The organism is Brevundimonas sp., assembly GCF_036676055.1.
In the GTDB taxonomy this organism is placed as follows: Bacteria; Pseudomonadota; Alphaproteobacteria; order Caulobacterales; family Caulobacteraceae; genus Brevundimonas.
This window is the reverse complement of sequence record NZ_JAKFDS010000056.1, coordinates 72614-94674: the sequence shown is the minus strand read 5'-3', so window position 1 is coordinate 94674 and position 22061 is coordinate 72614. Positions and strand designations below refer to the sequence as shown.

19 protein-coding genes are annotated in these 22061 nt (G+C 67.0%); 8 read left to right on the top strand and 11 right to left on the bottom strand.

Going from position 1 to position 22061, the window contains the following annotated elements:
* Positions 1–193 precede the first annotated feature (193 nt).
* Positions 194–979 (bottom strand): LytR/AlgR family response regulator transcription factor, encoded by a 786-nt coding sequence (locus V6M45_RS10285; protein ID WP_332656109.1) that lies wholly within the window; start codon positions 977–979, stop codon positions 194–196.
* A gap of 309 nt (positions 980–1288) precedes the next feature.
* On the opposite strand from V6M45_RS10285, the gene V6M45_RS10280 reads away from it, so the two are divergent.
* Positions 1289–1600 carry a MarR family winged helix-turn-helix transcriptional regulator gene (locus V6M45_RS10280; RefSeq protein ID WP_332656108.1) on the top strand — a complete coding sequence of 104 codons (312 nt, stop codon included), beginning with the start codon at positions 1289–1291 and terminating at the stop codon, positions 1598–1600.
* A 63-nt stretch (positions 1601–1663) separates the two neighbouring features.
* Complete coding sequence (locus tag V6M45_RS10275; protein ID WP_332656133.1) at positions 1664–2533, top strand: MBL fold metallo-hydrolase; 870 nt, start codon at positions 1664–1666, stop codon at positions 2531–2533.
* An 84-nt stretch (positions 2534–2617) separates the two neighbouring features.
* Here the strand turns inward: V6M45_RS10275 and V6M45_RS10270 are convergent, their stop codons facing one another.
* Both V6M45_RS10270 and V6M45_RS10265 read right to left on the bottom strand, forming a co-directional pair.
* The gene (locus tag V6M45_RS10270; protein WP_332656107.1) at positions 2618–4603 is read right to left on the bottom strand and encodes an ATP-binding protein; all 1986 of its coding nucleotides are present in this window, start codon (positions 4601–4603) and stop codon (positions 2618–2620) included.
* Positions 4604–4849: 246 nt separating this feature from the next.
* Positions 4850–5695 carry a BLUF domain-containing protein gene (locus V6M45_RS10265; RefSeq protein WP_332656105.1) on the bottom strand — a complete coding sequence of 282 codons (846 nt, stop codon included), beginning with the start codon at positions 5693–5695 and terminating at the stop codon, positions 4850–4852.
* Between the two features lie 358 nt (positions 5696–6053).
* Between V6M45_RS10265 and V6M45_RS10260 the strand changes: the two genes are divergently transcribed.
* Both V6M45_RS10260 and V6M45_RS10255 read left to right on the top strand, forming a co-directional pair.
* The gene (locus tag V6M45_RS10260) at positions 6054–7097 is read left to right on the top strand and encodes a protein-glutamate methylesterase/protein-glutamine glutaminase (protein WP_332656103.1); all 1044 of its coding nucleotides are present in this window, start codon (positions 6054–6056) and stop codon (positions 7095–7097) included.
* Positions 7094–7927, top strand: coding sequence for a CheR family methyltransferase (locus V6M45_RS10255; RefSeq protein ID WP_332656101.1), 834 nt, complete (start codon positions 7094–7096; stop codon positions 7925–7927). The genes V6M45_RS10260 and V6M45_RS10255 overlap by 4 nt, the downstream gene beginning before the upstream one ends.
* 79 nt (positions 7928–8006) lie before the next feature.
* Here the strand turns inward: V6M45_RS10255 and V6M45_RS10250 are convergent, their stop codons facing one another.
* The 3 genes from V6M45_RS10250 to V6M45_RS10240 all read right to left on the bottom strand — a co-directional run bounded on the left by V6M45_RS10250 (position 8007) and on the right by V6M45_RS10240 (position 13502).
* Positions 8007–9974: a methyl-accepting chemotaxis protein gene (locus tag V6M45_RS10250; protein WP_332656100.1), complete on the bottom strand. Its 1968-nt coding sequence runs from the start codon at positions 9972–9974 to the stop codon at positions 8007–8009.
* Between the two features lie 61 nt (positions 9975–10035).
* Positions 10036–10518: a chemotaxis protein CheW gene (locus tag V6M45_RS10245; protein ID WP_332656098.1), complete on the bottom strand. Its 483-nt coding sequence runs from the start codon at positions 10516–10518 to the stop codon at positions 10036–10038.
* Entirely contained in the window at positions 10515–13502 is a 2988-nt protein-coding gene (locus V6M45_RS10240) for a chemotaxis protein CheW (protein ID WP_332656097.1), read from the bottom strand. The genes V6M45_RS10245 and V6M45_RS10240 overlap by 4 nt, the downstream gene beginning before the upstream one ends.
* Positions 13503–13809: 307 nt before the next feature.
* Between V6M45_RS10240 and V6M45_RS10235 the strand changes: the two genes are divergently transcribed.
* From V6M45_RS10235 to V6M45_RS10220, 4 genes are read left to right on the top strand one after another with little or no spacing between them, the layout of a single operon-like run.
* Positions 13810–14196: a response regulator gene (locus V6M45_RS10235; RefSeq protein ID WP_332656095.1), complete on the top strand. Its 387-nt coding sequence runs from the start codon at positions 13810–13812 to the stop codon at positions 14194–14196.
* Position 14197: 1 nt separating this feature from the next.
* Positions 14198–14533, top strand: a complete 336-nt coding sequence (locus V6M45_RS10230) for a hypothetical protein (protein ID WP_332656094.1) — start codon at positions 14198–14200, stop codon at positions 14531–14533.
* A 37-nt stretch (positions 14534–14570) separates the two neighbouring features.
* Positions 14571–15140, top strand: coding sequence for a response regulator (locus V6M45_RS10225; RefSeq protein ID WP_332656093.1), 570 nt, complete (start codon positions 14571–14573; stop codon positions 15138–15140).
* Between the two features lie 8 nt (positions 15141–15148).
* Positions 15149–15613, top strand: coding sequence for a hypothetical protein (locus V6M45_RS10220; RefSeq protein WP_332656092.1), 465 nt, complete (start codon positions 15149–15151; stop codon positions 15611–15613).
* A gap of 191 nt (positions 15614–15804) precedes the next feature.
* Here V6M45_RS10220 and V6M45_RS10215 read toward each other — a convergent pair whose 3' ends face one another.
* From V6M45_RS10215 to V6M45_RS10195, 5 genes are all read right to left on the bottom strand, one after another.
* Positions 15805–16701, bottom strand: a complete 897-nt coding sequence (locus V6M45_RS10215) for a hypothetical protein (protein ID WP_332656090.1) — start codon at positions 16699–16701, stop codon at positions 15805–15807.
* On the bottom strand, positions 16685–19192 hold the full coding sequence (locus V6M45_RS10210) for a hypothetical protein (protein ID WP_332656089.1): 2508 nt from the start codon (positions 19190–19192) through the stop codon (positions 16685–16687). Before V6M45_RS10210 ends, V6M45_RS10215 begins: the two co-directional genes overlap by 17 nt.
* Before the next feature lie 163 nt (positions 19193–19355).
* Positions 19356–20090, bottom strand: coding sequence for a fimbrial biogenesis chaperone (locus tag V6M45_RS10205; RefSeq protein ID WP_332656088.1), 735 nt, complete (start codon positions 20088–20090; stop codon positions 19356–19358).
* Positions 20091–20174: 84 nt separating this feature from the next.
* Positions 20175–20729, bottom strand: a complete 555-nt coding sequence (locus V6M45_RS10200; protein ID WP_332656087.1) for a hypothetical protein — start codon at positions 20727–20729, stop codon at positions 20175–20177.
* Positions 20730–20923: 194 nt separating this feature from the next.
* On the bottom strand, positions 20924–21475 hold the full coding sequence (locus V6M45_RS10195) for a helix-turn-helix transcriptional regulator (protein ID WP_332656086.1): 552 nt from the start codon (positions 21473–21475) through the stop codon (positions 20924–20926).
* Positions 21476–22061 lie beyond the last annotated feature (586 nt).

Here is a 22061-nt window from a genome sequence, read left to right as displayed (position 1 = left end):
TCAAGTTATCTAAATACAATAAGGAATGGACCGGAACGCAGATTTGACTGCCTTGATTGACCTCGTGAACGCCGGACGCGCCGAACCATTTTCCGGTCACGACCATGCAGGTTCGAGGGCCCGGGCGGTCGCAGCCGGCGGCCATTCGACCGAATGGGTCGGCGGTTCGTCGTGCTTGTTTGCAGTCTGGTCGCTAGCGCCAGCGTTTGGCGTTGACCGCTTTCAGCGTGCTCTCGGCGTAGCTCGGGCCCACGGCCACCAGTCGGCCAGTGTCGAGCGTCAACTCCATGCGCCCGCCCGTCTTGCGACGGATGCCTCGCACGCGCGTGATGTTGACCAGGAAGGAGCGGTGGCTTCTCACAAAGAGGGCCGGATTGAGCCGGTGCTCAAGCGAGCTGACCGTACCGCGGATGAGATGCATCTCGTCGCCCACATGGAGATTCACATAGTCGCCCTGGGCCTCGATCAGTTCGATCGCCTTGACCGGCAGCCGTTCCAGGCCTTCCTTGCGCCGGATCCACAGCTCCTGTTCGTATACCTGGCCGTCACTTCCGGCGTCGGCCTGCAGGGCGACGATCAGCGCCTGCAACTCGGCGAACCTCTGGTTCGCCGTACGGGCGGCCAGGCGTTCTTCGGCGTTGCGAACCGCATCACGCAGCCGCTCGAACGAGACCGGCTTGGTCAGATAGTCGACCGCATTCACCTCAAAGGCCTTCACCGCATAGTGGGCGAAGGCAGTGGAGAATATGACCTCGGGTATGGCTTCGCCGATCCGCAGGTTCTCGATCACCGACAGCCCGCTTCTGCCCGGCATCTCGATGTCCAGGATGACAAGATCGGGCTTGAGGCTCCGGATCATGGCGAGGGCCTCCACCCCGTTTCGGGCGCAGCCAACGACCTCCACGGTCGGAATGCACGCAAGCGACGACCGCATCTGGCCCAGGGCGAGAGGTTCGTCGTCCGCCACTATGACCCGCATTGCCTTTGACCTCCCGGGACATCCTCAAATTAGGTCAGATAGCGGGATCGTTGAAAAGGGGTGCGGAAAATCCATTGGGGCCTCGCGGGGCGCGACCGGCGGTCAACCTTCGCGCCCAAGGCCCGTTTTATGGCGACAAAACTGCAAGCACTGCTGTGATCGTGCGGGGCTCACGGGGGCGCAAAGTGGTAAACACAGGGCGCTCCGGGGCCTCCCTATGCTGAACTCGTCGCACTCTTGAACCTGTCGCTTTCCCAGGGAGGCCGTCCAGGCGCCCCGCCCCTCTCGCTCCGGTCTCCGGCGCGAGGGTTGGTCAGGGCGATCGCGATCGCGCGGGCCCGTGCGCCCGGCCTGACCTTCACGCAGTTCCTGATTTTCCTGACGGTGGCCGCCGAAGAAGGCCTCCGGCTGAACGAGCTCGGCGACCGGACCGGCGAGAGTCAGGCGACCGTATCCCGCAGCGTGGCGATGCTGATCGCCGGACGCCGGGGTTCGGCCAAGCCCGGATATGGCCTGCTCGTGCTGCTGAGAGACCCGGGAGATGGCCGGGGCCGGCGCGCGGCCCTGAGCGACGCCGGCCACCGCTTGCTCGCTTCCATCGAGAACGCCTTTCAACATTGATCCGGAGCTGATGTGAACTTGTCCCGACCCGAATTCGCCGCCCTCGCAGGCTCGCTCGCCTTGATGCTTGGAGCGCCCCCCGCCGCGGCGCAGACCACAGACAATTTTCGGCAACTGGCGCCCACGGCGTGGTTGCTGGTCGGAAGCGGCGGAAACGTTGTCATGGTCCCCGACGAGCGCGGCGTGCTGCTGATCGACGATGAGCGGCCGATGGATATTGAGGAGATGCTGGCCGCGGCCGGCTCCATCTCTCCTGATCCGATCCGTTACGTCATCAACACACACTGGCACCTGGATCACTCCGGCGGAAATGCCCGACTGGCCCGCGAGGGCGCGGTGATCATCGCGCATCGCGGCGTAAGGGCGCGTCTGGCCACCGACCAGTTCATGGCCGCATACGGTCGTACGGTCCCGGCCTCGCCCGATATCGCCCTGCCCGTCGTGGTGTTCGACGACACCCTCGATCTGAATTTTGGCGACGAGGTCGTGAAGCTTCGCCATACGCCCTCGGCCCACACCGACGGCGACAGCCTCGTCTATCTGGAGACGGCGAACGTGCTCCACATGGGCGACGTCTTCTTCAACGGGCTCTTCCCCTTCATCGACCGCAGCAGCGGGGGGAGCATCCAGGGCCTGATCGCCTCGGTCGAGATCGCCCTTTCGATCGCCGACTCCCACACCCAGGTCGTTCCGGCCCACGGAGACGTCGCCACCAAGGCGGAACTGATGGCCTATCGCGACATGCTGACGGACGTTCGGGATCAGGTGGCGGCCGGAATCGCCGCCGGCGAGACCCTGGACGAGATCCGCCAGCGCCACCCCACCGCCTCCTATGCCCTGGAAGGCGACGCGGACCGGTTCATCAGCGCCATCTATGACAGCCTGATCGACCCGGTCCCCGCCTTTGAGACCGTCTCAGGGGGCGCAGCCTAGCCCCGGGCCCGCGCCGTACGCTGGCCGTTCTCAGGGTCCTGCTGTTTCCAGCTTCCACCCTCCCCTTTCGTCAGCCCGGGCCGCTCAAATGACCGCCTCGGCCCTGGTCCGGGAGACAAGCTCGGCGATCTGCTGGATCAGGGCCGCGGCGCTGATGGGCTTGGTCAGGAACCCGTCCGCGCCGGCCTCCAGCGCCATGGCCTGGAAATGGGGAAGCGCATTGGCCGTGAGCATGCAGATCGGCACCGGCGGCAGACCGGCGCCGGCCTCCCTGTCCCGAATGCGACGGACCGCTTCCAGTCCGTCCATGACAGGCATCTGCATGTCCATCAGAATGAGGTCGAACGATCCGGCCTCCGCTTCGTCGACCGCGAGTGATCCGTTCTCCACCGAGGATACGTCAATACCCACGGGCGCGAGGATGAGCTCCACCACGCGCCGGTTCACCGGATGATCTTCGGCCAGGAGGACGCGAAGCGGCTGCCCGGTCCATTCGGGAACTGCGGCAGGACCGTCAGGCTCAGTCAGAGCGGGGGCCAGGCTGACTTCGAAGGTGAAAGTGGAGCCTTGGCCGGCGACCGACCGGGCCTCTATGGAGCCCCCCATCAACTCGACCAGGCGCCGGCATATCGACAGGCCGAGGCCCGTGCCGCCGAAGCGGCGCGTGATGGACCCGTCCGATTGCTCGAAGGGCTGGAAGAGCCGGGCTCCGACCCCGTCGTCAAAGCCGATGCCCGTGTCGTGCACCGAGAACCGCACCCGGCGCTGACCGTCGCTGCAGTCCGTCTCGACCGCCAGCCTCACGCCGCCGGTCTCGGTGAATTTCACGGCGTTGCTGAGCAGGTTGTTGAGGATCTGCCGCAGCCGCATGCCATCGCCCGCCACGGTCAGGGCGAACGAGTCCGGCAGGTCCAGATGGAACGTCAGGCCCTTGCTCTCTGCACTCGCGGCGAAGAGCGCCGCGACGCTCCGGACCATGGCCCCGAGATCGAAGGCCTCATTCTGGATGTCCAGTCGCCCCGCTTCGATCCGGGCGAGGTCGAGGATGTCCGTCAGCAGGGCTTCGAGCGCGCGCGCCGAGGTCGCGATAATGTCCACCATCTCCTTCTGGCGGGGATCTGCAGCGGTGTTCGCCAGAGCTTCAGCCACCCCGAGGATGCCGTTTAGCGGCGTCCGCAGTTCGTGGCTCATATTGGCGAGGAAGACCGACTTCGCCCGGTTGGCCTGTTCCGCGCGATCACGGGCCTCGACCAGGCAGGCCTCGGCTTCGTAGCGTTCGGTCAGGTCGCGCACGATGGTGGTGAAGAGGGTCTCCCCCCCGGCGACGATGCGAGCGAGCGAGGCCTCGATCGGAATTTCCACGCCATCCTTGCGCAGGCCCTGAATGGGTCGGCGCTGGGCCATCTGCAGGCTGTCGTCAGGTCCTGCTGCGAACCGCGCGACGTGCCGGCCGTGATCGCCGCGGAACCGCTCGGGCATCAGGCGTTCGATCGGCCCTCCGACGATTTCGTGGGCGGCGTAGCCGAAGACGGCCTCGGCCCCCGCGCTGAAGATGACGACCCGCCCCTCCGCATTGGCCACGACGATGGCTTCCGGCGAGATCCGGAACATGCCCGAGAGCATGTCGCGATTGCGCGTGGCGGATCGCTCGACCGCCCGCGATCGGGTCACATCCTGAACGATTCCGCGCATGCGCAGGGGAACGCCCGCCCGATCACGTTCGACCTCGCCGGACTCGTGGACGAAGCGGACTTCGCCGTCGGGCCGAAGGATCCGATGGTCCAGCTCATAGTCCGCACCCTCTTCGACAGCCCGCCTGACGGCCTCCTCCACCATCGCCCGGTCGTCCGGGTGAACCCGATCCAGGAAGGCGGAGTAGCTCGCCCCGAAGGCGTCGACCGGCAGTCCGAACAGGCTGAAAATCTCGTCGGACCAGAGCAACTGGCCGGTGAGAATGTTCCATTCCCAGCTGCCCATCTGCGCCAGGGCCTGCGCCCTTTTCAGGCGCCAGAGGAGCTCGTCCGGCCTCTCGGCCAACACTGCGCCGCCTCCCGATGAAGGCTGGATCATACGATGGAACGTCGCCTCAGTGTCAGATCCATCCACATCGATATCCCGCACGGTTGGTCCCGGCCCTCACGCGTGAAGCGATTTGGGGGGGCTGCAAACCAGCCGCCGGAGCCGAACCCGGGCCGCGCCCGAGGGGGCGCGCCGCACCCTGCAACCCGTTGGCGCATCTGACATCCGTCAGGGGCGCCGCTTTGCACCCAGGGCCCAATCAGGAGCGAGATGTGGCGGATTGTCGCAGGCCGATATCTACGGCTCCGTCTGGCAGGAGGCCGCGGCGCCGCTGGCGCACATTCGGTCGAGGCAGACGCCCGCCAGCGGACAGGGGCACCGCGAGTGCAGATCCTTTCGAGGAGACGTCTCCTTCAGATCCCGCATCACGCTGAGCAGTCCGAGCGCCGACGCCGGGGACAGGCTTTCGGGATGAAAACCTTCACGGAGCGCCGGTTCGTCCCCGACCATCTCGGCGTCCGACTGGAACAGACCACAGCACACGCCCCAGTCCGGGAAATGCCGCGCCGGCGCCGGCTGGTCGCTGATTACAGACAGGGACGCATGGCGACGATCGCACGAGATCGCGCCGTAGACCTGCCGGACATTGTCTTTCGGCCCCTCGAGGACGCTGAGGAACCGTCCGTCATGCGCGAACAGAATCCCTGTGACGTCCATGGTGGTCTTTCTCTGAGCCCCTGAAACCTCGACCTGCTCGAGCAGCTCATGAAGCGGCCGGGGGTTATCGGGGTTGGCCGTGCTGTAGTAGATCAGCCGATGGCACCCGGCCTCGGCGGCCTGCCGAACCGTCCTCCGGGCCGCCCCCGGCGGGCGCCCGGCTCCCGCCGCCGAGCGCAAGGCCTGGCCGGGCGCCAGGCAGACGCCCGTGCCGCCGTCCTCGCAGCTGTCAAACGCCACTCCCATGGTCGAAAAGACCTCGACCAGCGCGCGAAGCGTGCGGCTGTTGGCGTCCACGGGGCCGCGGATTCTTTCGAGGCGCTTGATCGTCTCCAGGCTCAGGCCGCAGCGCCGCGCCAACTCTGATTGATCAATACGGGCGAGCGCACGACCCGCCCTGATTTGCTCACCTGTGAGCGCCGCCAAACTGGAATGCATCAACCTGGGATCCGGACGCCAATTACGCCTTGGGTACAATTTGAGCCCCCTGACGACTTACTGACTGTTCGAAACAGGATGCTTGATAAAGAACGGCGCACTATTTGACTCATCCCTTGGGCTATCGGAATTTCAGCAACAGCTACACTTCAAACACTATTTACAGAAAATTACTCTATCAATGGCCTCATCTAAACCATGACGGCGGGGCGTCATTGAGGATGCTCGTGACAGGAGAATCCAGCAGCGCGAAGGCCGTGCAGCTGTCCCTGACCGTCCCGTCGGTTTGATCGGGGGACCCATGACTCAACTCGAACTGGCGGTTCGGCCCACGGATATCCGGGTCATGGTCGTAGACGATTCTGCGGTCGTCCGGGGACTGATCTCCCGCCAGTTGAACGCCGAGACCGGTATCGGGGTGGTCGCGACCGCCGCCAACGGCGCGCTGGCGCTGGCGGAACTGGCCCGGCGCGAGGTCGACGTCGTGGTCCTCGACATCGAGATGCCGGTGATGGACGGCCTGACTGCGCTGGGCGAGATCGTCGCCCGCCATCCGGCCGTGCGTGTGGTCATGGCGTCGACCCTGACCCGGCGGAACGCCGAGATCAGCATGAAGGCGCTGCATCTCGGGGCCAGCGACTATGTCGCCAAGCCCGAGACCGGGCTCGGCGCCGCCGAGGAGTTCCGCCACGAGCTGACAGCCAAGATCAGGGCTCTGGCGGCGAAGCGGCCGGCGGCGGCCGCCCGGACGCCGACCGCCCCCACGCCGGCCATGGCCGCTCCGCCAATCGTGGCGCGTCCGCCGCGGACCCGCCCGGGCGTCATCCTCATCGGCGCCTCGACCGGCGGTCCGCCCGCCCTGCTGAAGCTGTTCGCGGCGCTGCGCGGGGCGGTGGAGCAGCCGATCCTGCTGACCCAGCACATGCCCCCCACCTTCACCGCCCTGCTGGCCGAGCAGCTGACGCGGGCCGGCGAGCGGCCGTGCGCGGAGGCGAAGGACGGCGACCGGATCAAGCCGGGCCATTGCTATATCGCCCCGGGCGGCTGGCACATGACCGTGGCGCGCGAAGGGGCGATGCCGACGCTGCGCCTGAATCAGGACCCGCCCGAGAATTTCTGCCGTCCCGCCGTCGACCCGCTGTTCCGCACGGCGGCGCGGGTCTTCGGCTCCGGGGCGCTGGGCGTCATTCTGACGGGGATGGGTTCGGACGGGGCGCAGGGCTGCGAGGCGCTGGCGCGTGCGGGCGGCCATTTCATCGTCCAGGACGAGGCCTCCAGCGTGGTCTGGGGCATGCCCGGAGCGGCCGCGGCCACGGGGCTCGCCGGAGGGATCCTGCCCCTCGACCAGATCGGCCCCTGGGTCCGACGCATCAGCGGAGCGGCGTCATGACCGGACCCGACTACGACCATTTCTGCCGGCTGGTCCGGCAAAGGTCCGGCCTCGTCCTGACCCCGGAGAAGGCCTACCTCGTCTCCAGTCGCCTCGCCCCGGTCGCCCGCGCCCAGGGGCTGGGTTCCGTGACGGAGTTGCTCGCCGCACTCCGGATCGGAGCGTCGGAGGCCCTGCTGCAGCAGGCCGTCGATGTCATGGCGACCCACGAGTCCTATTTTTTCCGTGACGCCGCACCCTTCGAACAGCTGGCGGACTCCATCCTGCCGCCGCTGATCGCCGCCCGCCAGGCCCAGCGATCGTTACGGATATGGTGCGCCGCCTGCTCCAGCGGACAAGAGCCCTATTCGGTGGCCATGATCCTGATGGAGATGGGCCATCGGCTGGCGGGCTGGAAACTGGATATCCTCGCCACGGACATGTCCGAGCCCATCCTGCGCAAGGCGAGCGCCGGCCTCTACAATGACTTCGAGGTCAATCGGGGCCTTTCGCCGGAGCGTCAGGCGCGCTGGTTCAAACAGGAGCCGGACGGCTGGCGGGTGTCTCCCAAGCTTCAGCAGATGGTCAGGTTCAAGCCGCACAATCTTCTGCAGGGTTCGGCCGGGCTGGGCGTCTTCGATGTGATCTTCTGCCGCAATGTGCTGATCTATTTCGACATCGAGACCAAGCGCCAGATCCTCGACCAGCTCAGGCGGGCGATGGCGGCGGACGGCTCTCTGCTGCTCGGCAGCGCCGAGACCGTGCTGGGCGTTTCGAGCGCGGTGGAACCGGTCCCCGGGCTGCGCGGCCTGTACCGCCCCGCCGACGGAAACCTGGCCCGCTCCGCCTGAGAGAATCCTGCCTCCCCCTAACGCAAACGGCCCGCCGACGAGTCGGCGGGCCGGCGCAGGAATGGGGCTGCGGACGGCTCTAGAGCAGTCCGTCCATCTCGCGGCTGAGGGCCTCGGCTTGGACCGCCAGTTCGCCCGAGGCGGTGAGCAGTTGCGCCGAGGCGGCGCTGGTCTGGGACACCCCCTCGTTCAGCCCCTGGATGTTGCTGGACACCTCCTGGGTGCTGGCCGCCGCCTCCGTCACATTGGCCGAGATTTCCCCGGTGGCGGCGGATTGCTCCTCTACCGCGCTGGCGATGGCGGCGGCGATCTCGGCGACCTTGCCGATGGTGTCCGCGATGCCCTGGATGGCCGAGACCGAGGTGCTGGTCGCCGCCTGCATGGCCGAGACCTCCGACGAGATTTCATGCGTGGCCTTTGCGGTCTGGTCGCTCAGGCTCTTCACCTCCGACGCCACCACCGCGAAGCCCTTGCCCGCGTCTCCGGCCCGTGCCGCCTCGATCGTGGCGTTCAGGGCCAGCAGTTTGGTCTGGCCGGCGATGTTGTTGATCAGGGTGACGACGTTGCCGATCTTCTGCGCCGCCTCGGCCAGGGTCTGAATGGCCGCCTTGGTGGTGTCAGTCTCGGACACGGCCCGCTGGGTGATGTTGGTGGACTCCGCGACCTGGCGGGCGATTTCGGAGATCGACGCCGAGAGCTCCTCCCCGGCCGCCGAGACCGTCTGGACGTTGCTGGAGGCCACCTGGGCCGCGCTGGCGACCGCGGCCGCCTGGGTGGTCGCCTCCGCCGCCGTCTGGGCCATGGCTTCGGCCGTCGCGCGCATCTCCGTGGAGGCGGACGAGACGATGTTGGAGATCTCCTTGACCCGCTCGGCGATCTTGCGTTGAGCGGTGATGTCCGAGGCGTATTTCATCACCTTCATCGGCTTGCCGGCGGCGTCGCAGATCGGGTTGTAGCTGGCCTGGATCCACACCTCGGACCCGTCCTTGGTGATCCGCTTGTACTGGTTGCTGTCGTGCTCGCCGCGATTCAGCTTCTCCCAGAAGGCGCGGTACTCGGGCGTGTTCCGCTCGGCCGGCGCCAGGAACATGCTGTGGTGCTGGCCCTGAATCTCCTCGAGCGAATAGCCGAGGGTCTTGAGGAAGTTGGCGTTCGCGGTAACGACCCGGCCGTCCATGGTGAACTCGATCACCGCCTGGGCCTTGCTGATCGCCGCCATCTGATTGGCCAGGTCGGTGTTGAGGGCCTCGGCCGCGCGGACCTCGGTCACATTGGCCCACTCCAGCGAATTGCCGACATGGTTCCCCTGGTCATCGTAGGTTGCGTTGACGCACAGGTGGATGACCAGGCCGCCGATGCGGATGTCGGTCTCGTAGGGCATGCGCGACGGATCGGCGAGCAGCCGGCGCTGGTGCGACGGATCCTTGTGGAAGCGGTCGATGCAGGTCCCGACGATCCGGTCCGGATCGAAATCCGCCCACAGCAGCCGGATTTCCGGCGCAATGCCTTTAAGCAGCTTCCTGGTGCTGTCGTTGACGTAGGTGATGACCAGATCCCGGTCGACCATCATGAGCGAGCTGGTCAGGGTTTCCGCGGCCCGCTGGACGCGCAGCCCTGCCTGTCGCTCCTGAACGATGCGGGTGATGTCGGTCGCGTATTTGACCACCTTGGTGGGCTTGCCCGAACCGTCCATGATCGGGTTGTAGCTGGCCTGGATCCACACCTCGCGTCCGCCCTTGCCGATGCGCCGGTACTGGCCGGCGTCGTACTCGCCGCACCCCAGCCGCTCCCAGAAGGCGCGGTACTCGGGGCCCGCCTGCTCGGCCGGATCGACAAACAGGCTGTGGTGCTTGCCGCGCACCTCGGCGAGCGAATAGCCGAGGGCGTTGAGGAAATTGTCGTTGGCGTCGAGGACCGTGCCGTCGAGGGCGAACTCGATCACCGCCTGGGATTTGCGGATGGCGTCGACCTGCCCGCGGTAGTCTTCCAGCAGGTCGTCGTACGCCAGGGTGTCGTCAGACGCTTTGAGGGCGGCGGCGGTGGACATGGTGGTTTCCTTCTGAGGCTCGCCAAGCGGCTGTCGGCGGGGTTTGGCGGAAGTCTTCGTGTCAGGCGGCCAGGGTTGAGGGTCCGGAGAGCGTCAGGACCTGGGCGATGTTCAGGACCAGCAGCAACTCGTCCTCAAGGCGGTAGAGGCCGGTGCAAACGGCCCGCCATTCGGGCGACAGGGTCACGGGGCCCGGCTCATGCTCGGCGGGCTCCAGCCACAGCACGTCGCCGACGTCATCGACCACCAGCGCATAGAGTTCGCCGCCGTGTTCGACGATCACGCTCATCGAGCGGTCGTCCGGCGCCCGCGGCTCCATGCCGAGGCGGCGGCGCATGTCGACCGCCGTGACGATCCGGCCGCGCAGGTTGAGCGATCCCGCCACCTCTGGCGGGGCGAGCGGCACCCGGTTGATCGGGGTCTCGGAGATGACGTCCTGCACCGACAGGACCGGCACGCCGAAGGTCTGGGCGCCGACCCGGATCGACACCAGGCCATCGGAGGAGTCGGTCGCCACCAGCGAGTTCTCGACACGGATGCTCATGCGGCTCCCCTGAGTTCGCCAAGGGCGCCGGATACGGCGTCCAGCAGTGTCGAATGGGACATTCCGCCCGCTCCCTCGGCTGTCATGGTGTTGTGTACGGCGAGGCTGAGAAGCGGCGTCCTGTGCCAGCCGGCCGCACGATGGAGCGTCGCCGCCAGTTGCCGCGCGTTCTCCGGGCTGGAGGTGTCGGCCATGATCAGCTGGAACTGTTCGCCGGCGTCGTAGAGGCCGAGCGCCACCACCGGGTCTTCCGCCACGACCACCTCATATCCCGCCTGGGCCAGCAGGGGCCGGAGCAGGAGTTGCGAGAACGGGCTCTGGTCGACCAGCAGCAGGCGTCGCCGGGCGGCGCCCTCCGCGCCGGTCGTCTGATCCTTCGGCTCTGCCGCCGGCGCCTCGGCCCGGCGGTCGGCGCCCCCGCCGGCGGCGGCGGGGGCCTCGTCGGGGAAGGCCCGGGTCCAGTAGTAGGCGACGTCGATCAGCTCCGTCGCCACCCCGCCGATGATCAGCCCGCCCAGGGCCCCCGCGCCGGCGGCGGTCATGTCGGTCTCGACCACGCTCTCGACGATGTCGACGATCTCGTTGACCAGCAGGCCCACGGACCGATCGTCGCGGGTGAAGACCAGCAGCGGACGCTGGTCCGGCCCCTCCCAGGCGTTCGCCGCCGCCGCGTCGGGGCCGATGATCGGCATCAGCCGTCCGCGGTACTGGATGACGCTGCGGCCATCGATCCATTCGATCTGGTCGGCGGCGACCTCCTCGATGCGCGAGACGTTCGCCAGCGGCGCGGCCTTGAGCGTGTCATTGGCGGCGCGGAACACCAGCAGGGCGGACACCGCCTGGCGGTCGCCCGCCTCCCCGGCGTCTTCGGCGTCCAGCACCCCGGCCGCGCCCTGGCCCGCGCCGGTCTCGACCGAAATCCCCTTGAGATCGAGGATCAGTATGACCGACCCGTCGCCCAGGATGGTGGCGCCCGAATAGAGCTTCAGGTGGCGCAGGACGCTGGCGACCGGCTTGACGACGATTTCCTCGGTGTCGAAGACCCGATCCACGATCACGCCGAAGGTGAAGGCCCCGACCCGGGCCACGATGATGCAGGCCTCGGCCGGCGGCTCCCCCGCGGGCTCAAGGCCCAGCAGCGTCTGCAGCGACACCAGCGGCAGAAGACGGTCGCGCAGTCTCAGCACCGCCACCCCGTCGATGTATTCGATGGTCCGCCCGGAGCCATCGCTGGCGCTGACCAGCTCCACCAGACTGGACTGCGGCATGGCGAACCGCTCGCCGCAGCATTCCACGATCAGGGCCGAAACGATCGTCAGGGTCAGGGGGATGCGGATGGTGAAACAGGCCCCGCGGCCCTCGACCGAGGCCAGCTCGATGGCCCCGCCGATCTTCTCGATATTGGTCCTGACGACGTCCATCCCCACCCCGCGCCCGGACACGGACGTCACCTCCGCCGCGGTCGACAGCCCGGGCAGGAAGATCAGCTGCCGCGCCTCAAGGTCGGACATCTGCTCGGCCTGGAGGGGCGTCAGCACGCCGGCCGCCACCGCCTTTGCGCGGAGCTTCCCGGCCGGAAGCCCCCGCCCGTCGTCGGAGATCTCGATGACGATCGCGCCGCCCTCGTGGCGGGCCTGCAGGGTGATCCGCCCGGTCTCCGGCTTGCCGGCGGCCGCCCGTTCGGCGGGCGTCTCCAGCCCGTGATCCGCGGCGTTGCGGATCATGTGGGTCAGCGGGTCCTTGATCAGTTCCAGGACCTGGCGATCCAGTTCGGTGTCCTGGCCGACCATGACCAGGTCGATCGACTTGCCCAGGTCCTGCGCCAGATCGCGCACCAGTCGCGGCAGCTTTGCCCAGGCCCCGCTGATCGGCTGCATACGCGTGGTCATCACCCCTTCCTGCAGCTCGCTGGTGACCTGGTTCAGCCGGTTCAGCGGCGCCGCGAACGGGCTCTCGGGCTCCAGGCGAAGGGTCTGGATCAGCTGGTTGCGGATCAGCACGAGCTCGCTGACGACCGTCATCAGATGCTCGAGGGCGTCGACGCTCACCCGGATAGTCTGGGCCGGGCCGGAGGAGGCCTCGGCCTCGGACCTGGGCGCCGGCGCTTCGCCGGGGACTGTCACGGCCGCGAGCGACTCCGGGACGGTCTCGACGACCGCATCCGCCGCGGGGGCGGCGCAAGCCTCCGGAGCGGATACCGCCGCCCCGGCGGGTTCGCAGTCGACCAGCATCGCCAGCTCGTCAATGACGGTGTTGGGGATTTCCAGCGCGCCCAGGGCCTCCCCGACCAAGGCGAACACCCGCTCGGCCTCCGCGGTCGTGGGCGGGCTGTCGACGAATCCGGCCAGGGCGGCCGCGAAGCCGCGCCCCCGCTCCACCTTTCGGGCCAGAGAACCGAGACTGTCGCGCATCGCGGCCTGGAGCCGGTCGGGGTCTGCGTTCGCGAACAACGCCCCGACGAGGCCGTCGGACGCCAGCCGACCGACCGCGGCTTCCGCCGCCGCATCCAGGGTGGCGTCTCCGCCCAGACGGCAGATCAGCCGGCGCGTGTCTTCCTCATCCTGGGGAGCGACGGCCGCCGCCGGGGCATCGTCGGCGACCGCCACGGGCGCCTCCAGCAGCCCCTCCAGCCGCGCGATCAGGGCCGAATCATCCCCTTCCGGTTCCGACGCCGTGGCGCAGAGCGCGTCGGTCAGGGACCGGATCAGATCCACCGTCTCGAGGACGGCGGACACAGCGACCGGCGTGACGGGCAACACCCCGTCCCGGAAGGCGCCGAGCACGTTCTCCGCCGCGTGGGCGACCGTCTGCAGCCGGACCAGACCCAGGAAACCGCAGGTGCCCTTGATGGTGTGGATCAGCCTGAAGATGCCGCCAAGCGTGGCCGGGTCGCCCGGCTGCTGCTCGAACCGCACCAGTTCGCTATCCAGCGCCTCCAGACCCTCACGGGTTTCGGCGATAAAGTCGGCAACCAAGTCGTCCAAGCGCCACCCCCAATTCATCCCCGTGTAGAGAGAGGGTGCTGTTGGTTAATACGACTTTAATGCGCGGATTTACTAAGCAACGTTGGCTCGCACAGCCCTCTCCGTTATTTATCACGGAACAGCGAATGCTTTATTGCTCCACATAATGCCGCCCAATAGACGACCTTTTGCACCCACGGTGCATTTTAAAACATCGTTTCTGACACCGATACATTGCACCAGACGAACACCGGTAACCTCCTGTTATCCATCGCCCAGCACCTTTCGCCGCGAAAGACCGTCCCGCCAGCAGAATGAGAGCCCAGAGATGGCCGTCGACAAGTCCATGAACGTACTCGTCGTTGACGACTACAAGACGATGGTTCGGATCGTGCGTGGTTTGCTTGAACAGTTGGGCTTCAAGAACATTGATGATGCGATCGACGGGACGAGCGCCCTGCAGAAGATCAGGGAGAACGACTATGGTCTGATCCTGTCGGACTGGAACATGGCGCCGATGACCGGCTATGAACTGCTGAAAGCGGTCAGGGCGGACCCGCGCACCAAGGCGACGCCGTTCGTCATGATCACGGCGGAGGCCAAGACCGAGAACGTCGTGGCCGCGCGCCAGGCCGGGGTGAACAACTACATCATCAAGCCCTTCACCCTGGCGGTGCTGAAGCAGAAGCTCACCACCGTATTGGGAGAGCTCTGACATGAGCGAGCCCCTCGCGATCCTGGGCCTGATCCGGCAGGAAGTCGAAGCCGCGGTGGATGTCATCCTGACCGCAGCCGGCGCCGGACTTCAGGAAATGCCCGCGATCAGCAAAGTCGACGCGGCCGCCGCCGAAAGACTTGAGCGGCATCTTCTGCGGATCCTTGAAAGCTGCGCGTTTCAGGACCTCACGGGCCAGCGACTGCAGCAGCTCTGCGCCCTGTTCAATGACGCCCCATCGACATCCCGACCGCAGGACCCGCTGCTGAACGGCCCTGCCCCCGAGGGGTATGGCCTCGACCAGGCGGCGGCCGACCGCCTTTTTCTGGAACCCTGACGCCGGTCGGGTGCGACAGAGGAAGCGGGACGCGGACATGGCGGTAACAGGCATCCGGCTGGACCTGCGGCGAACCAGGGCCCTGGTCATCGACGACAATCCCCAGTCGCTGGAATTGCTCTCGCAGATCCTCGCGGGCTTCCGGCTGGAGAAGCTGAAAGCCTGCCAGTCTCCGGACGAAGCCCGCTTCGTCATCGCCCACGAGAAATTCGACCTGATCCTCATCGACTACGCCATGCCGGGCGAGGACGGTCTGCATCTGGCCCGGCACATCCGGTCCGAGCCGTCGCTGCCCAACCATACGGTTCCGATCGTCATCCTGCACAGCTACACGCCCGAGCATATGGTCGTTCAGGCGCGCGACGCCGGGGCCAACATGATCGTGCGGAAGCCCGTGGCCCCCGCGGTCCTGCTGAACCGGATCGAATGGATCGCGCGCGACACCCGCGATTTCGTTGAGTCCGATGGCTATTGCGGACCGGATCGCCGGGTCCGGACGGTCCCGCTTCCGCCCGACATCCCCGAACGCCGGGGCGATGCGCTCGCCCTGATCGGGGACCCGGAGCGGGCCATGTCCCAGGACGATGTCACCGCGCTATTCGGTTAGGAGAGGCCATGAACGAAGCGCGGGTATATGCCGTCAGACACCGCATTTCCCAGGCCCTATCGAGGGACGGCCCCACGGTCGACAGCCTGGTCTCGGACGCCGATGCACGCGTCGCCCTTCTCGCTGGCCGCATCGAGGCCTTCGTGGCCGGCAGGGTCGCCGTTCTCGCCAACTGGGCTGAACAGCCTGAGGAGGCGCTGTTCGCCGGGTGCCAGGCCATCGCAGAACCGGCGATGAATGTCGCTGAGGTGGCGGAAGCCGCCGGAATGGCTGCGGTCGGCGCCGTCGCCCGCGGCATTTGCGTGATGCTCGACGGCCTGACGAGCCGGGGAATTTGGCATACGGAAGCCTTGCGCGTTCACCTGCGCGCCCTGACCCTCGTCCTGGAACAGTCCAGCGAGCTGGGGGCGCCCAGCGATACCGTTGTCGAGGAACTGCTGGTCCTGCGGTCCTCTCTCGGGTTCACGGATTGAGCTTGGCGCCGCCGACCGACCCAGTCGCCCCGGCCATCCTGCGACGGGCGCCGCAGAGGTTGCAAAACTCCTGACCCGGGCGCTGGCGCAGCGGCTTCCATCGGTGACGCCGGCATCTCAACCGCCGAACCATCCGCCGGATGAATCTCCACATGTCGTCCTCCATTCGGTCGGAGCCCGCGGCTCGGCGGCTAGTTTGGCGAGATGTCTATGGTGAGCAGGTCCTCATATCGGCCCGACATCTGGCCGGCGACGGGTCCAAGGGTGAAGTCCATCGGCAGCGAGACGCCCTCGAGCGTCCTTGGGGGATCGACCAGCCGCGTCCAGGTCTCCGACAGGTCGACGGGCTGGCCGTCAAGTTCGAGCCCGTAGGCGACCACGGTCCCCGCCTCCCCCATTTCCAGGTGCCGCATCACGCCATGGTGTTGCGACTTCACGGTGAGCGTGGACTCCGCATTGGCGCGGACCTGCACGAAGACCCGGCGGGTCACGCCCGTGGCGGCGAGACCGAAATCCACGACCTCCACCGACGATCCGGACCCGAAGGCGCCGGCCGAACCGGCGATGTTGACCTGTGCGCGAGGTGCGGACCGCAGGATCACGCGCAATGGCACGGCCGGAACGGCCGGCTCGCCGCCCGGCCCCTCGATGGCGAGGCGTAGGTCTGCCAGGTGGTCGCCCGCCTCGACCACGGCGTTGTGCACAACCGCGGCATCGATCTCAGCCCGCACCGTCTCGTTTCCGGCGACGCTCAGAAGGAAGACGCCCGGCTCCAGATCGCGCCGGAAAAGCCCCGACGCCTCCCGTGGCCGGAACTCCACCACCACGCCGCCCAGATCAATGGCCGGCCTGGGATCGCCGATGTCGTCAACCAGCCGCAGGCGCAGTTCGCAGGCGCTGTCGGACCGGTTCTGGAACTCGATGTCCAGCGGACCTGTCGACGCGCCCACAGCGAAGGGATTGTATTCTATCCGCACCGCCTGGGGCGGCTCGACCATGAGATCGCAGGCGACCGCGGGGGCGGCCAGAACAAGGAACAGGCCGGCCGCCGCCCCGGCCAGGCCACGCCCGCTATGGGATCTGTGCACGAATTTCGCCGACATTGACGACTCCTTCCTGGTCCTGACGGATGACGAATTCCGCGACCGGCGCCCCACGGACGATCATCCGGTAGCGGCCAGGGGCAAGGCCGTCGCCGACAAACCGGCCCGCCCGGTTGGTGAAGAACAGGCGGGGAGCCGCATCGGCGTCGCCGTCGACCGCTTCGATAGAACCGCTGATCAGGGCCATCGGTCCATCGGGGCCGGACAGGACGCCGATGACCGTGCGGGAGGCGTCGCTGCCGATCACAACACGGTACCCGGATCCATAGCCCGGGAAGGTCGACACCACGCCGGCGCCAAGATCATAGCCGGACGGCAGCGGGTCCACGACGACCACGAACCGGTTCAGCCCGTAGGCCCGGTTGATGGGCGCCAGGGCTGGGCCGAACCAGCCGGCGCGCGCCACCGCATCCCCTCCGCCATCCGTCAGCGCCAGACTCGACTCTCTCAGCGTGGGGTGACGGCTGGCGATAACGAAGCCCTCGCGGGACTGACGGCCCAGGGCCAGCGTCCCGTCGGCGTAGCCGAGGAAGGTCGACACCCGCCACAGGGATTCCTGGGTGGTCCGACCGCCCGGCCGGTTCGTGACAAGACGGTTGGAGACCAGTTGCGCGTCGAAGCGGTTGTTGATGTATCGAACGTCGGCGGCGAGCGCCTGCTGGTTTCGATCCTCGGCCAGCCTAAGCGTGCCGCTGATGTCGTTGAGCCGGCCCGTCGGTGACCGCGAGAGGCTGACCTCGCGGCTCCGGTCCTGGCTTTCGTAGCGCGCGGCCCCCGTCCATCGACCGCCAAAACGGGCCGTGAGCGACAGCCCGATGCGGTTCTCGGAGGGTTTGTCGTCGCCGAACGAGCGATGACCCAGGGTGAGATTCAGGGCGAAACGTTCGAAGCTCCGGCCCAGAGCCAGCGTCAGGTCCGTCTGGTCCGGGTGAGCGTCCCGCCCCTTGGCGAAGGCGCTGCCGAAATTGAGCGAATAGTCGCCGCGCCGAAGCACCGCCTGCGCCGCCGCGCGCCACCGCTCGCGGTTGACTGCGCCCTCGCTGAAGGCCGACTGAAAATACCGGCTGGTGGCCTGCAGGGACACGATAAACCGGGCGTCGATGTCGTCAAACAGGACCGCTTCGCGCAGGTAATCGACCGCCGCGATGACGCCGGTCCGGCTCTCGGGACCGCCGTGGCTGGCCGCCGTCGAGAATTGCAGGAGGCCGAAGGGAGCGCCCCATGTCGCGAGCGCGCCCGCCTGGACCCGCTCGTCGGTCAGCTGCGCATTGGCGCCAACCGTCAGCACTTCGCTGAGTCCGGTGCGCATGAATCCGGAGAAGGCCGGCGTGGATCCGTATTCCAGATCCCCGCCCTCCTCCAGCACGCCTGCCGACACGCCGAAGTCCATGACACCCGGGTCGAGCAGACCGGCGCCGCCGAACAGATCGAAGACGGCGATTTCGCGCCGGCCGGTGTCGTCCTCGACGAGGAGCCGGACGATGTTCGGCCCCTGGGCGAAGGGGAAGTCCGCCAGCGAGTAGGGGCCGGCGTCCAGTTGCAGGCGTTCGACGACCACCCCGTTTATCTCCACCTCCACGAACGAGGGGCGATCCAGGATGAATTCGCGCCGACCGGCGGGGCGGATGTTCTGGAAGGGCCGGATCGTGGAGTAGGCGCGGGCCGCGGAAACGCCGAGGAATCGGCGGGATCCCTGAAAGCTCTCGATCGGCGGAGAAAACTCCCCGGCGGTGAGCCGCACGGCCGACGAGAAGATGTCCTTGGTCAGGCGAACCTCGCGGCGGCGCCATTTGTCCTGCGGGGACGAACCATCATAGTCGGCGCCGGCGGTGAGCGTCACACCGCCGAACCCGCCCCATGTCGCAAATACATCGACCCCGGCCTGGATCGGGGAGAAGCCGTCGCCGTCGTGCGAATAGCGCTGGGCCACACTCAGATTGGCGCCCGCGGCGAAATTGGCGGGCTGATCGAAGCTCGCCGGATCAATCACCTGGGCGTCGCCGAAACTGACTTCTCGGCGCGCACGGGCGCGAGGGGCGAGTGTGGCGTTGAAGCTGAGCGACAAGGGATCGAAGGTCAGGTTGAACCCCTCCGAACGGAGGTCCGCCATGGCGACCTGTTCCCGGCCCAGGATTTGCCCCCGAAGGCTCTCGGCCAGATCGGGACTGACCAGGGGCTCCAGCAAATCGAGGAGACGATCCGCGGCGACGAGACCGTCGCCCTGGCCGTCGACCGCGCCGCTGATGTCGCCGAGATAGCGACCGTCGAGCAGCAGGGGCCCTTGAATCGGGACCAGCACAGGCGTCGGCCGGGTGACGGGCGCCTGTTCCTGGGTGATGCGCGGGGCCGCGGCGACCGGCGTGGGTTCATCTGGCGCGAAGACCGCCGCCGGGGTCCCGATCGCCTCTTCCACGTTCGAAGGGGCGAACCGGCCAATGGGGACGACATGGGCGTAGCGCCCTCCCGCGGTCCGCATGGGTTCGTCGGTCGACAGGGGTTCATCGGAATAGCCAAGCGCGCTACCCGATGAGACGACCGCCAGACCGCCGCCGAGGCACATGATTGCGCCAACGCGGCGGCGGCTGGCGGCGCCCGGGCGGGGGCGGCGCCCGGTTGGGGGCCCAGACACGGCAGCCCGCCTAGCTCAGTTCAATCGACGCCGTGACGTTTGCGCCGATGCCCGGCGCCAGGGCGGCCGGGATGCGAATGTTACGCCGGGCTCCGCCTGGCAGGGTGCTCACCTGCCCGACCACGACGTCCTCAGGGGCGACCTCGACGACCCTGCCGTCGGCGGCGGTCAGCACGTAGCGGGCCTGCCTCAGGGACGCGAAGCCCACGCCCTGGTTCTCGGCCGTGACGAGGATGTCGCCATTCTCGGCTGTCCGGGTCGAGACGACACGCAACGCCGGCCGCGACCCCGCCGGGGCCATCAGCACATGAGTATTGACGTTGAAAGCGACCTGAACGGCCGCGCCGGTGGCCTCGCCATCCGCGGAAGAGAAGGTGATCGGCAACTGCCCGACCCGGACAAGATACATCCGCGGTCCGGCGTCGGGCGCCCCGACATACCGCACCTGGACGACCTGCTCACGGTTGGGCGGGATGACCGACTGCGGCGGGAAGATGGCGAGGTCGTCCACCTCCTCGCTCAATGACCGCCGGCCGTCTTCGTCCACCTCCATCACGAAGGCCTGGATTTCGACCGTTACCGGTTGATCATCGGTGTTCTTGATACTGAGGCGGTAGCCCGAACTGGCTCCGGAAGGCGTGATGTGCATGACCATCGGCGTGACGTCGATGGCCATGGCCGGCGGGACGCCGGTCCAGAACAGGACACTGGCGGCCACAAGGCCGATGAAACGGTGAAGACGCATGGTGATTTCCCCCAAAGGATACTCACGTTCCCGGCCAGGCCGGGTTGGGGCCGCCGCGAGAGGCGGCCCCGAGGCGCCGGCGGATCAGGCCGGATTCAGGTCGAAGGTGAAGGTCTCCGAGTAGGTGCCCGCGGGAGCTTCCGAGGCGCCCGGACCCGACGGCGAATTGGCGCAGCCGCTGGAGCCAGGATTGGTCGGATCGCCCTGCGTGCCGCCCGCTCCGGGACCACCCGGGACGCCGTAGCAGAGGTTCAGGAACAGGTCGGCGAAGACGCCGTCGGCCAAGGCCTCGCTGTAACCGCCCGAGTTGGTGATGCGGGTCCAGTTCGTCGGGAAGGTGTCTTCCGGAGCGAAGCCGAGGCTGGCGATCGCCGGGACGACCAGTTCCCAATCGTAGTTGATCAGGACGCCCGCGGCCGACTTCAGGTCGCCATTGGCGGCCACCGAGGTCAGCGCAGCGCCGGACGGCGAGTTGCAGGACATCCGCAGGGTGGTGACTTTCTGGCGGACGCCGTTGGCCACGGCGACGTTGCTGCCGGCCACATTGGCCAGCCCGATGGAGCAGTAGTTCTCGACGTTGGTGGTGACGACCAGGGTGGTGTCCTGCGCCTGGACCGCAGCCGGGGCGACCAGGAGCATGGCGGCAGCAGCCGCACTAGAGATAAGATGACGCATAGCAACCTCCAGAGTTGAAGGCGGACCGACCAGTAAAACTGAAATCTAATTCCGCACCAGGCGAATGCCCGGTACTGATTCGCTAACAGTTGGTCGAAAGTGTTGCATCCCCGCTATAGTCAACCATCATTAATCGTCAAAATTGACCGAGATTCATACTAGAGAAAAGTGCACGAAAGCCGGATAACACTCGAGATTCCGCGCGCATTCATCTTGGCATAGATGCTTCTGAGATGCGCTCGCACCGTGTGTTCCGAAATGTTCAGATCGGTCGCTGCGGTCTTGGGACATTGGCCGATCAAAAGGCATTCGAGAACGTCCAGCTCTGAAGCCGTCAGACGAAACGCGGCGCCGATGGCGGCCATCGCCTCGGGATCAGGGGCCAGTTCCTCGCGCAGAGCCACAACGGCGAGAGGTTCGGTCGGCGAGCCGTGTAGTCCCGCCGCGAACCAGCCGCCATGCCGTTGGCGAAGCACCGCGCGACAATGCGTCCCCTTCCCGGCCACGGCGCGAACCGCCGCCAGGAAGGAGGCGTCGCATCCGGCGGAACCGAATTTCAGCACTCCGGCGCCGTTCGCCGTCAGGCGCCCGTCCAGCAACGCCGCATCGCCCGCCGGATTGGCGGACAGAAGGCGCCCGTCATCGCTCACGACAAACCGCGGCAACGGGTCTTGGGTAAACCACCAATCGCAGGCTTCATCGTTGTTCATTTGGGGACCCCGGGTGGCGGGCCGGGGCGCGAGAGGCAGGATTTCCGGGCCCCTGGGCCATCGGGAACGCCCTGCGGCGGCGACCGAAGCCGCACTTCTCAAGGAAGAGTGATCCGCGCTTACCATGACAGCCCCGACCTCTAATCGACTCATAGAGGGATTCTGACCCCTTATCTAAGAAGTAGTAAAAGTCAGTTAATGCAACCCCAGTTTTGTTTACCATTTCTGGTAATCCATCCTTTTGTTCAGAGATGTGGGGCAGCGCTGGACGGGTTGTCGGGGCTCACGACATGCACAGCCGCCCCCGCGTCGAACGACGCCAAGTTAATGGAGCGGCAACTGCCGAACCACGCCTTAGTGTCCAACATCGAGACCACCGGCGATTTGCCGTGGTCAGCCTGCCCTCCTTACCCAAGGGACACAGGCGATGTTTCACCGTTGAGCAGTCGGAGCCTTGATCTAGCGCAAAGACTTGCGGCGATGTGTCGCCTGTTCGCCGTGATCTTCACTCGACGTCAGCCCCGCGGCCGGAGCCGCGCGTCGGCTCGCGGCGTCATCCGTCCGCTTCGCGGATGGAGCCCGACCC